The 11,523-nt window shown below is 43.5% G+C and carries 9 protein-coding genes and 7 tRNA genes; 6 read left to right on the top strand and 10 right to left on the bottom strand.

What is annotated here, in order from left to right; genetic code table 11:
• Position 1: 1 nt before the first annotated feature.
• From AB4238_RS05400 to AB4238_RS05445, 10 genes are all read right to left on the bottom strand, one after another.
• Positions 2-86: transfer RNA gene (locus AB4238_RS05400), tRNA-Leu, on the bottom strand.
• Positions 87-187: 101 nt separating this feature from the next.
• A tRNA-Gln gene (locus AB4238_RS05405) sits at positions 188-262 on the bottom strand.
• 49 nt (positions 263-311) lie between these two features.
• Positions 312-396: transfer RNA gene (locus tag AB4238_RS05410), tRNA-Leu, on the bottom strand.
• Positions 397-590: 194 nt separating this feature from the next.
• A tRNA-Met gene (locus AB4238_RS05415) sits at positions 591-667 on the bottom strand.
• 5 nt (positions 668-672) lie between these two features.
• A tRNA-Gln gene (locus AB4238_RS05420) sits at positions 673-747 on the bottom strand.
• Between the two features lie 50 nt (positions 748-797).
• Positions 798-882, bottom strand: a tRNA-Leu gene (locus tag AB4238_RS05425).
• A 242-nt stretch (positions 883-1,124) separates the two neighbouring features.
• Positions 1,125-1,201: transfer RNA gene (locus tag AB4238_RS05430), tRNA-Met, on the bottom strand.
• A gap of 363 nt (positions 1,202-1,564) precedes the next feature.
• On the bottom strand, positions 1,565-2,656 hold the full coding sequence (gene ychF, locus AB4238_RS05435) for a redox-regulated ATPase YchF (RefSeq protein WP_372032083.1): 1,092 nt from the start codon (positions 2,654-2,656) through the stop codon (positions 1,565-1,567).
• Between the two features lie 51 nt (positions 2,657-2,707).
• Positions 2,708-3,292 (bottom strand): aminoacyl-tRNA hydrolase, encoded by a 585-nt coding sequence (pth, locus tag AB4238_RS05440; RefSeq protein WP_372032085.1) that lies wholly within the window; start codon positions 3,290-3,292, stop codon positions 2,708-2,710.
• 235 nt (positions 3,293-3,527) lie between these two features.
• Entirely contained in the window at positions 3,528-4,670 is a 1,143-nt protein-coding gene (locus AB4238_RS05445; RefSeq protein ID WP_372032094.1) for an FAD-dependent monooxygenase, read from the bottom strand.
• A gap of 768 nt (positions 4,671-5,438) precedes the next feature.
• Here AB4238_RS05445 and miaB point away from each other — a divergent pair.
• The 6 genes from miaB (at position 5,439) to AB4238_RS05475 (ending at position 11,489) form a co-directional block, all read left to right on the top strand.
• Complete coding sequence (gene miaB, locus AB4238_RS05450; RefSeq protein ID WP_371991905.1) at positions 5,439-6,866, top strand: tRNA (N6-isopentenyl adenosine(37)-C2)-methylthiotransferase MiaB; 1,428 nt, start codon at positions 5,439-5,441, stop codon at positions 6,864-6,866.
• 157 nt (positions 6,867-7,023) lie between these two features.
• Positions 7,024-8,064: a PhoH family protein gene (locus AB4238_RS05455; protein ID WP_372032087.1), complete on the top strand. Its 1,041-nt coding sequence runs from the start codon at positions 7,024-7,026 to the stop codon at positions 8,062-8,064.
• The gene (gene ybeY, locus AB4238_RS05460; RefSeq protein ID WP_372032089.1) at positions 8,057-8,527 is read left to right on the top strand and encodes an rRNA maturation RNase YbeY; all 471 of its coding nucleotides are present in this window, start codon (positions 8,057-8,059) and stop codon (positions 8,525-8,527) included. Before AB4238_RS05455 ends, ybeY begins: the two co-directional genes overlap by 8 nt.
• A 27-nt stretch (positions 8,528-8,554) precedes the next feature.
• Positions 8,555-9,430 (top strand): CNNM family magnesium/cobalt transport protein CorC, encoded by an 876-nt coding sequence (gene corC, locus AB4238_RS05465; RefSeq protein WP_248975871.1) that lies wholly within the window; start codon positions 8,555-8,557, stop codon positions 9,428-9,430.
• A gap of 35 nt (positions 9,431-9,465) precedes the next feature.
• The gene (lnt, locus tag AB4238_RS05470; protein ID WP_372032091.1) at positions 9,466-11,001 is read left to right on the top strand and encodes an apolipoprotein N-acyltransferase; all 1,536 of its coding nucleotides are present in this window, start codon (positions 9,466-9,468) and stop codon (positions 10,999-11,001) included.
• On the top strand, positions 10,998-11,489 hold the full coding sequence (locus tag AB4238_RS05475; protein ID WP_372032093.1) for a type II secretion system protein: 492 nt from the start codon (positions 10,998-11,000) through the stop codon (positions 11,487-11,489). The genes lnt and AB4238_RS05475 overlap by 4 nt, the downstream gene beginning before the upstream one ends.
• The last annotated feature ends 34 nt before the right edge of the window (positions 11,490-11,523 follow it).

Consider the following 11,523-nt stretch of genomic DNA (forward strand, 5'->3'; position numbering starts at 1 on the left):
ATGGTACGGGAAGAGAGACTTGAACTCTCACACCTTACGGCACCAGAACCTAAATCTGGCGTGTCTACCAATTCCACCACTCCCGCATCGAACTTTACTGTAGGTTGCCCTACTTCATCATTATAACACCAAGCAACGAATTACTTTTTGTTATGCTGACAAGGTCAATAAATCAACCTTTTAAAAATGGCTGGGATACCAGGATTTGAACCTGGGAATGCCGAGATCAAAACCCGGTGCCTTACCGCTTGGCGATATCCCAATTAATCTTTGTTGCTAATAACAAGCCGAAGCTCATTACTTTAAATAAATGGTACGGGAAGAGAGACTTGAACTCTCACACCTTACGGCACCAGAACCTAAATCTGGCGTGTCTACCAATTCCACCACTCCCGCACTGCATCGATTTTACATCTCGATTAAGATGACTCAAGTTTACATCATGAGAAGGATGGTAGCCATATAGCCGGGACTTACGTGCCGTTATTGCTACAAACTCATATTTTACATCTCGAGAAAGATGGTAGCCATATAGCCGGGACTTACGTGCCGTTATTGCTACAAACTCATATTTTACATCTTGAGAAAGATGGTAGCAATGGCGGGACTTGAACCTGCGACCCCAGCATTATGAGTGCTGTGCTCTAACCAGCTGAGCTACATTGCCAAAGATGGCTGGGATACCAGGATTTGAACCTGGGAATGCCGAGATCAAAACCCGGTGCCTTACCGCTTGGCGATATCCCAATTAATCTTTCTTGCTAATAACAAGCAGAAGCTCATTACTTTAAAATAAATGGTACGGGAAGAGAGACTTGAACTCTCACACCTTACGGCACCAGAACCTAAATCTGGCGTGTCTACCAATTCCACCACTCCCGCACTGCATCGATTTTACATCTCGATTAAGATGGTAGTCAGTCATAGCGTGTCTAATATCAACATCCACCACTTCCGCACTGCATCAAGTTTTACATCTAGATAAGATGATAATCAATTTTACATCTAGATTAAGATGATGCCAATCATATTTCTGATTTATTAAATCAACTAATCGGCCATTCTCTATTTTTCATCTAGAGGAGATGGTAGCCATATTGTCGGGACTTAACATCCAGAGAAGATGGTAGCAATGGCGGGACTTGAACCTGCGACCCCAGCATTATGAGTGCTGTGCTCTAACCAGCTGAGCTACATTGCCATCTACTTATCTGTCCCTCTTGCTGAGGAACGGGGCGTATTATGCTTATTCAGAGTATGCAGGTCAACTGCTTTTTTTCGCTATTTTAAACTAAACACACTGTTAGGCTATTACTTCGCCAAACTGGGCAACAGATGTGCAATATATCCTAATTTTAAATAATTCGACCACAAAAAAAGCAGTTCAAACAGGTGCACTATCGCTAAAAGTGAAAAAAAGAATGCTCGAAATTCAATCAAAGCCGAAGCTTAGCCACCAAAATGGACAAACTGGCCTGCTATTAAATACAAACGCGGCGCCTGAGGGGAAGCCCAAGCGCCGCGTTTTTCGTTATCTTAGTGCGGCGATTGCGCCGCAATAAACTTATACGTTAAATAAGAAATGCATCACATCGCCATCTTTAACGACATAAGTCTTACCTTCAACGCGCAGCTTACCCGCTTCTTTCGCGCCAGCTTCACCTTTGTAAGTGATAAAGTCTTCGTATGCCATAACTTGCGCTCGAATAAAGCCACGTTCAAAATCAGTGTGAATAACACCAGCTGCTTGTGGTGCGCTAGCGCCGATTCTAACCGTCCAGGCACGCACTTCTTTTACGCCGGCGGTAAAGTAGGTTTGTAGTGTCAATAAGTCATAACCAGCACGAATAACACGATCTAGACCTGGCTCTTCTAAACCAAGATCAGCCATAAACTCATCACGGTCTTCGGCGTCCATCTCAGCAAGTTCAGACTCGATTGCAGCACAAACCGCAACAACAACTGCATTTTCTTCAGCAGCAATAGCGCGCACTGTATCTAAATGTGGATTATTTTCAAATCCATCTTCAGCAACGTTAGCAATGTACATTGTTGGTTTAATGGTTAAGAAGTTCAAGTAAGCCACTGCAGCTAACTCTTCTTTGCTCAACTCCATTGAACGCAACATTTTACCTTCGTCCAATACCGGGCGCATTTTCTCAAGCACTGCAACTTCAAACTTAGCATCAGCGTCGCCGCCTTTAGCTCGCTTAGCTTGACGAGTGATAGCACGCTCACAAGAATCTAAGTCAGCTAATGCCAGTTCGGTATTGATAACTTCAATATCGCTCGCAGGTGAGACTTTATTAGCAACGTGAACGATGTTGTCATCTTCGAAACAACGTACAACATGGCCAATAGCATCCGTTTCACGAATGTTAGCGAGGAATTTATTACCTAGACCTTCACCTTTTGAAGCCCCAGCAACTAAGCCTGCAATATCTACAAATTCCATTGTTGTAGGCATGATACGCTCTGGATTAACTATCTCAGCTAGCGCATCAAGTCTTGAATCAGGTACAGGCACAACACCTGTGTTTGGCTCAATTGTACAGAACGGGAAGTTTGACGCTTCGATGCCTGCTTTAGTTAACGCGTTAAAAAGTGTTGATTTACCAACATTTGGCAGGCCTACGATGCCACATTTGAAACCCATATTGTTACCTTTATATCAATGAATCACTTGGAGATAACCCCAAGCATTTGTTTATGCTTTAAAAGAATGCAGCCTGTGCATCGCCTTTGCCATATCTTCGTTAAATAATATTTCTGTAGAGCGGACAGCTTCATCTATTGCTGCGTCCATTAACTCTTGATCCGTTGGTGCCGCCTTACTGAGCACATAATTGCTAACCTGATTTTTATCACCAGGATGGCCAATGCCTATTCGTAAGCGGTAGAAGCCTTTATCGTTAGCTAGTTTAGCAATGATATCTTTTAGACCATTATGCCCACCGTGGCCACCACCGAGCTTAAATTTAGCCACTCCTGGCGGCATATCTAGCTCATCATGAGCAACCAAAATCTCTTCCGGGGCAATGCGGAAAAAATTTGCCAATGCACCAACTGACTTACCACTTAAGTTCATAAAGGTCGTCGGGATCAATAAACGTACATCTTTACCATGAAGCGTCACTCTTGCTGTCATGCCAAAGTACTTACTGTCTAATGTTAAGCTCGTACCACATACTCTGGCGAGCTCTTCAACATACCAAGCCCCAGCGTTATGACGTGTTCGTTCATATTGTGCGCCGGGATTTGCTAACCCAACAATAAGTTTAATATTGCTCATAATACTCAGTCTGTATTGCCTTAAATTAGATTTTATCGTGGTAAAAATAACATGACGACAAAATTAAAAACGCGGCATTTTAGCACTCAAAGCCCGTGCCAACAAATTATACGCAAAATAGACCTTTTCATCTTTGTTAAAAATGTCTCTGCGGTTTAATTTTCTATCGTCAGTTCTCATAGAAAACGGAAAACATTACTTGCTTTGCGTTGGCCAAACTCGCTTTCAAACGTACTCAAAAGCCCATAGCGTATTTCAGTACATACTTCTTAATAGGACTATCTATATTTGCCAGTTTTAGCGCGCTATTTCTTAATAGCTTCAGAGGCAAAATATCATTACTAAAGCTGGCGTAAAACATATCCATAGCAGACATCATTAACTGATTATCTCGGTAACGACACCCTTGGTATTGCTTAAGAACTTCAGAGTTCCACCAGCAAGATTCTTTTTGCAGTTGAGCTTCAATGGTAGTGATAAGCGCATCTACATCCTTAAAACCAAGGTTGACTCCCTGCCCCGCTAATGGATTGATGGTGTGTGCTGCATCACCAAGGATCACTAAGTTGTCACTGTAATAGCGCTGTGCGTGGCGACGAGTGAGTTTGAAACTGGCTTTGTTTACTACCTTAAAATCACGATCTAATCGGGCAGGAAAATATTGGTCTATCTGCTTTTTCAAGGCATTATTGTTTAATTGAGATAACTGTGCGATACGATTGGCATCGTCGTACCAAACTAATGAGGCATTGTTACCCGGTAGTGGTAGTAAAGATCGCGGGCCGTGAGGCGTAAACTGCTGCCAAGTCACATCTTGTTCTTCACAGCCAGTTTCAATATTGATAAGCATTGCCGACTGCGCATAATCCCAGCCTGTAATGCCGATATTCGCCCATTGTCTGACATAAGAATTAGCGCCATCAGCACCGATCAACAGCTTCGTCGAGAACACTTGCCCATCCTCTAAAGAAACCTCAATAGCATCATCACCATGATTGCGTTGCAGCTGATGGATTTTTACAGGGCAATAGAGGCTGATATTGTCTAACTGTGTTATACGCTCCCACAACGACAGTTGAATTAAGCGGTTTTCGACAATATGTCCTAGATGTGAAGCGCCTATTTGATCACTGTGAAACTGAGTAATGCAACCATCAAGTTCCCATGTTTCAAGACCTTTATAGGCCACTTGACGCATGGTTTGTAGAGACTCCAGTGCACCTAACCGTGAAAGTAATTCTTCTGATGCAGCGCTAATCGCAGAGACTCTTAAATCAAGTGGTTGCTTGCTTTTATAAGCCTTCGGAGCATACGCTTCTACTACAGCGACCGTTAGCCCTAATTGCGCTAATCCAATCGCCGTCGCCGCCCCAACCATACCGCCGCCCACGACAACTGCATCATATTTATCGTTCTTATTCTTCAGCTGTTCCACAGAACCAAACTCCAAAAAGGTGACACCAGTTATTGATATTGGCGTCAGTTTACACTCAAAACTGACTTTACTTGCTCTTTGCTACACAAAAATTGATCTAAAGTCGCGCTTCTTTTAACTACCGCCGGAAAATATAGCTCTGAATATGTCTTTTGATGTCTCAGCCAGCTCTAACGTATTAAAATGTGTCTGAGACGCTATCTGCTTACAACTGGTTACATCCCGCTCGGTCAACATACAAACCATATCATAGACTCAAGTTGTCACATCAATATAACCCCCAACGGAATGAGTGAGGATGTATGAAAAAGTCAATTTACGCAGCACTAATCGTCGCATCAATAAGCCCTTTTACAGCCCTTGCTGCAAATGACCACCAAGATATGGAGCATATGTCGGTCGTATATAGAGCACCACTTGAATATGCAGCTTATCAATATACAACTGAATGCTCAGTAATTTTAACCTTCAATTACTTGCAGACATCTATATTCAAGCCCGCATGAGCAGTCTACAAATGGCCAAAGAACAGAGCCTTATTAGTAATAAGCTCTCAATGGAACAACAACATGATAAATCCTTAGCAAGTACAGGGGTAATGACCTCAGCAGAATAAATTCACTCAAACATAGGCTAAATGCTAGCCAGCGGCTTGTATTAGCGTTAAAATATTGCGCTATTTTTTCGGTGCCTCTAGAGTGATACAAACTGATGAGTAAAAAACTCCATATTAAAACTTGGGGCTGTCAAATGAATGAGTATGACTCATCAAAGATGGCAGACCTTCTCGACGAATACGAAGGCTATGAGCTAACAGATGAAGCAGAAGAAGCAGATGTGTTGCTCTTAAACACCTGCTCTATTCGTGAGAAAGCACAAGAAAAGGTTTTTCATCAGCTAGGGCGTTGGAAAACATTAAAAGACAAAAAACCTGGGCTTATTATTGGCGTGGGTGGTTGTGTTGCCTCACAAGAAGGTAAAGCAATTAAAGAGCGAGCTCCGAGTGTCGATCTTATTTTTGGTCCACAAACGCTACACCGTTTGCCTGAAATGCTCGATCAGATTAAAGATGGCAAAAAAGCCGTTATTGATGTTAGTTTTCCAGAAATCGAAAAATTCGATCGTCTACCCGAGCCACGTGCCGACGGCCCTAGCGCGTTCGTATCAATTATGGAAGGCTGCAGTAAGTACTGCTCTTTCTGTGTTGTACCTTATACTCGCGGCGAAGAAGTTAGCCGTCCGTTAGACGACATCATTCTAGAGATTGCACAGTTAGCCGACCAAGGTGTACGTGAAGTTAACCTTCTCGGGCAGAACGTAAATGCTTACCGCGGCGCAACTCATGATGATGAGATCTGTACTTTCGCCGAGCTACTGCGTTATGTTGCAGCAATCGATGGTATTGACCGTTTACGTTTTACCACCAGCCATCCGATTGAATTCTCTCAGGACATTATTGATGTCTATGAAGACACTCCTGAATTAGTAAGCTTCTTGCATCTGCCTGTTCAGTCCGGTTCTGACCTGATTTTAACGCAGATGAAACGTGGCCATATGGCAATTGAATACAAGTCAATTATTCGCCGTCTACGTAAAGCGCGTCCAGACATTCAAATAAGTTCTGACTTCATCATTGGCTTCCCTGGTGAATCAAAGCAAGATTTTGCTGACACGATGAAGCTAATTGAAGATATCCAATTCGATCACAGCTTTAGCTTTATCTATAGCGCTCGACCAGGTACACCTGCTGCCGATCTTCCTGATGACGTGACGTTAGAAGAGAAAAAAGAACGTTTAGCAATCTTGCAAGATCGAATCACTCAACAAGCAATGCGTTACAGTCGCCACATGGTCGGTACTGTTCAACGTATATTGGTTGAAGGTCCGTCAGTTAAAAACCCGATGGAGCTGCGTGGTCGTACTGAAAACAGTCGTGTGGTTAACTTTGAAGGCAAGCCTGAGCATATCGGTGGTTTTGTCGATGTAGAGATTGTCGATGTTTATACCAACTCACTTCGCGGAGTGTTCATTCGCGCTGAAGATGAGATGGATTTACGCCGCGACCTACGTCCGTCTGATATTATGGCAAAATACAAACAAGATGATGCCTTAGGCGTCACCCAGTATACCCCGTCTTAATAGGCTGATTAGATACAAGTAAATAGTAAGATAGGGCGGCATTTTTGATGCCGCTTTTTTCGTTAGTATCACCATTAAAAAATACCATTCGCAATTATTGAATATCGCTCGTAAACTAGAGTGCTAGCAATAATATTCTTAAATTTGGAGTTATTTTTTGTCAAACAAGTTAACGACGCTCAACCTGTATTTAGAGCCTGCTGAAACACGCCGACTAGCCTCACTTTGCGGTCCATTTGATGACAACATTAAACAATTGGAACGCCGTATTGGTGTAGAGATCAGCTATCGCAACAATCACTTTCAGATTGTTGGCGCGCCGCAGAACTGTCTAACCGCTAATAACTTGTTAAAAGACTTATATATAGAGACACAACCCCTTAGAGGTAGTACACCGGATCTTGAACCTGATACCGTGCACCTTGCGATTCAAGAAGCTGTTGCATTGGACTTAGAAGCACCTCGCGATGAGAAGGAACTCTATATTAAAACTAAGCGTGGGGTGATTAAGCCGCGCAACCCAAATCAGAGTGATTATGTGCGTAATATTGTCTCCCATGATATTACCTTTGGTATTGGTCCTGCCGGTACTGGTAAAACCTATTTAGCGGTCGCAGCGGCCGTCGATGCGCTGGAACGTCAAGAGGTGCGCCGAATTCTCTTAACCCGCCCTGCTGTTGAAGCGGGCGAAAAGCTCGGTTTTTTACCGGGAGATTTAAGTCAAAAGGTCGATCCCTATCTACGTCCTCTTTATGACGCATTGTTTGAGATGATGGGCTTCGAGAAAGTCGAACGCCTTATTGAGCGTAACGTTATTGAAGTCGCACCACTTGCCTATATGCGCGGACGTACCTTAAACGATGCCTTTATCATCCTCGATGAGAGTCAGAACACGACCGTTGAGCAGATGAAGATGTTTCTAACGCGAATAGGTTTTAATTCTCGCGCGGTGATTACGGGCGATATCACTCAGATCGATCTGCCAAAACATCAAAAATCAGGACTACGTCATTCAATTGAAGTATTAGGAGAGGTGAGTGAAATTAGCTTTAACTTCTTCCAAGCAAAAGATGTGGTTCGCCACCCTGTTGTTGCGCGGATTGTTGAAGCCTATGAAGCCTTCGACTTAAAAACTCAGACAAGTAAAGGCAACAAAGATAGCCAATATCAACTACAGGAAGTGCCAAACCATGACTGATACAGCTACGAGTGTCGATCTCGATCTGCAAGTCGCAGTAGAGGGATTTGAACTTCCGTCAGCACAAGAGATGGAACTTTGGGTAAAAACAGCGCTCAGAGATAGCATGGACCAAGCTGAGTTGACGATTCGCATTGTTGATACAGCAGAAAGTCAGATGCTCAATAGTACCTATCGCGGAAAGGACAAACCGACTAATGTGTTGTCATTTCCGTTTGAAGCACCACCAGGCATAGAGCTACCACTGCTAGGCGACTTAGTCGTTTGTGCTGCGGTAGTAGAGCAAGAAGCAATTGATCAGAATAAACCCCTTAACGCACATTGGGCACACATGGTTGTACATGGTTGTCTCCATCTGCTAGGGTATGATCATATTGAAGATATTGAGGCTGAAGAGATGGAGTCTTTAGAGACCCAACTAATTGAAAGCCTTGGTTATAACAATCCTTATCAGGAGCAATAATTGACTCAAATGAGTCGATAAAAAACTATGAGTGACGATATCCCCCCGAGTACCAGCGCCCAAAAGAAGGGCTGGTTGGACAAAGTAAGTCAGTTATTCCAGGGCGAACCCCAAAATCGCGAAGACTTGGTTGATGTGATTCACGATGCAGAGCAGCGTGAAGTGATCAGTGAAGATACGCGTGAAATGATTAAAGGTGTTTTAGAGGTCTCCGATCTTCGAGTGCGGGATATTATGATCCCACGCGCGCAAATCGTTGCACTTCAAATAGACAATACGGTAGAAGAGCTACTCTCTACTGTTATCGGCTCAGCACACTCCCGCTTTCCCGTTGTCAATGAAGATAAAGATCATATCGAGGGTATATTACTCGCCAAAGATCTGCTTCAGTATGGCTTTAAGAACAGTGAAAAACCTTTTGAGCTTGGCCAAGTTATCCGCCCAGCTGTGGTTGTCCCTGAAAGTAAGCGAGTCGATGTACTACTAAAAGAGTTCCGCTCTCAACGATATCATATGGCGATTGTTGTCGATGAGTACGGTGGTGTATCAGGTTTGGTAACCATTGAAGATATCCTTGAAGAAATTGTCGGTGATATTGAAGATGAGTTTGATCATGACTCTGCTGAAGAGACTGAAATCAAGCAAGTCGCTAAACAGGTCTTTATGGTTAAAGCATTGACTCCTATTGATGATTTCAATGAAGCCTTCGCTACACAATTTAGTGATGAAGAGTTTGATACCGTCGGTGGCTTAGTTTCTCATGCCTTTGGCCATTTGCCAGAACGTGATGAGAAGGTCACGATTGAAGGTATAGAATTTAAAGTCGTTAATGCAGATACTCGTAGACTAATACAACTACGAGTGAAGTTTCCTGATAAAACTGTAAGCGAGACTATTGCCTAGCAATAACCCGTCTACAGCCCCCATGATGAGGCAGTATGCTGAATAAATTTCGGGCAGCCGCCCATCATACCTATCTTAGATTGGTGCTAGCCTTTGCGGCTGGCGCCATGACCGCTCTTGCTTTTGCTCCATACTCCTACTGGCCATTGTATTTAATTGCCATGGCATTTGCGCTGCATCAAAGTGCAGGCTTATCGGCAAAACAGGGCATGCAATACTGGTTAAGCTTTGGCTTCGGCTGTTTTGCTTTAGGCATTAGTTGGGTGCATGTCAGTATGGATACCTTTGGTGGTATGCCGCTAATAGCGTCAATTGCTTTAATGGCTCTATTGGCACTTTATCTGGCGATATACCCTGCTATTACTGGTTACCTACTGCAAAAGCTATCGCCAAATACCGGCCTAAGTCGAAATCTAATGCTCTTTCCTGCGCTGTGGACACTCACCGAGTGGGCTAGAGGTTGGGTGTTAACTGGCTTTCCGTGGTTATGGGCTGGTTATAGTCAAACCCAAGGTCCATTAAAGCCTATCGCCTCTATGACTGGCACCTTGAGCCTAAGCTTTATAGTGGCTCTACTCGCGGGAGCGCTGGCGCTTGCAGCAGCTAAACGCTGGCGTAGTTTGCTGGTTGTGGTACCGACTCTTGCTGTGCTGACTTTTATTGCACCATTGACTTCAAATGTTGAAGCTAAAGGTGAAAACCTCAGCGTAGCGTTAGTACAAGGCAACATTCCCCAAAGTATGAAATGGGAGCCTGATGCACTTTGGCCAACCATGCTCAAGTATATGGATCTCTCCAGACCGGAGTTTTCTGCCGATCTTATCGTTTGGCCAGAAGCAGCAGTTCCTGCGCCTGAACATATGGTTAAAGACTTTCTTTATAATGCTAATCAAGCCGCTAACTTAAATGATAGCGCCATCGTTACTGGCATCATTAGTCAGCGTGGTAATCATTATTACAACTCTCTTATTGTTCTTGGTAATTACGGCGCTAAGCAACAAGAGCGAGCCGATTATTACGGCGAAGAGGGTAACGAATTTAAAAAGCACCACCTACTTCCAATAGGCGAATTTGTGCCATTTGAGTCTCTACTCCGACCCATTGCCCCGTTTTTTAATTTACCGATGTCATCTTTTGATCGCGGTGATTATAAACAAGACAACTTAAATGCTGTAGGCCATCAGATATCACCCGCTATTTGTTATGAAATAGCCTTCCCAGAGCAATTACGGGCTAACATGAACGACCATACCGATCTGTTATTAACAGTGTCTAATGATGCTTGGTTTGGCACTTCAAATGGACCGCTGCAACACATGGAAATAGCTCAGATGCGCTCGGTAGAACTCGGCAGACCACTTGTGCGCGCCACCAATAATGGCGTCACAGCGGTAGTCGATGAACACGGTAATATTACCCACCAGCTACCACAGTTTGAAGCCGGAGTGCTTACTGCCGATATCCCCCTAGTAAAAGGCCATACATTGTTTACTTATATAGGGCAGTGGCCAATACTCATTATAAGTTTTTTACTTGCAGCAATAGGTATATTTAGGAAGTTTAAACATTGAGATCAATTAGTTTGAAAAATGGATTTACATTAATTGAGTTAGTCGTTGTCATTATTATTCTCGGTATTTTGGCTGTGATTGTTGCGCCAAAATTTATAGGTTTGTCCACTGAAGCCAAAACAGAAGCTGTCAATCAGATAGAGGCCAGCGTAAAAACCGCCAATCAGTTGGTCTATGCTAAGTCGCAAATGCCCGGCCTAGGAGTAAGACCACACAGCAGCCGAGATGATATCATCGATGTAGACATTGATGGTGATGGCAGCTTTGAAACACGGCTATTATCAGGCTATTTAGATAACACCGACATTGAAAATTGGATTGTACTTGATGATGTATTTGTTATTGAAGAGCAAAGTGTAAACTATACCTACATAGGTTATGACGATAACCGAGATGGCAAAGTCAGAGATGATTTATGCTACTTCCGGTACCAACAAGCCACAGCCAACAATGCTCCCCTCTATCTTACAGAGCATAGTGGCTGCTAACTTGGAAATACTAGGGCTGTTGATCTTTCACGGT

Origin of the sequence: Shewanella sp. 10N.286.45.A1, from assembly GCF_041470405.1 — a bacterium.
Lineage (GTDB): Bacteria > Pseudomonadota > Gammaproteobacteria > Enterobacterales > Shewanellaceae > Shewanella.

Bases quoted from the DNA above. Each gene is read 5' to 3' on its own strand.
- ybeY (WP_372032089.1), top strand. From the start codon at position 8,057: ATGACTGATACAGCTACGAGTGTCGATCTCGATCTGCAAGTCGCAGTA.
- ychF (WP_372032083.1), bottom strand. From the start codon at position 2,656: ATGGGTTTCAAATGTGGCATCGTAGGCCTGCCAAATGTTGGTAAATCA.
- corC (WP_248975871.1), top strand. From the start codon at position 8,555: ATGAGTGACGATATCCCCCCGAGTACCAGCGCCCAAAAGAAGGGCTGG.
- miaB (WP_371991905.1), top strand. From the start codon at position 5,439: ATGAGTAAAAAACTCCATATTAAAACTTGGGGCTGTCAAATGAATGAG.
- pth (WP_372032085.1), bottom strand. From the start codon at position 3,292: ATGAGCAATATTAAACTTATTGTTGGGTTAGCAAATCCCGGCGCACAA.
- lnt (WP_372032091.1), top strand. From the start codon at position 9,466: ATGCTGAATAAATTTCGGGCAGCCGCCCATCATACCTATCTTAGATTG.
- AB4238_RS05445 (WP_372032094.1), bottom strand. From the start codon at position 4,670: ATGGTTGGGGCGGCGACGGCGATTGGATTAGCGCAATTAGGGCTAACG.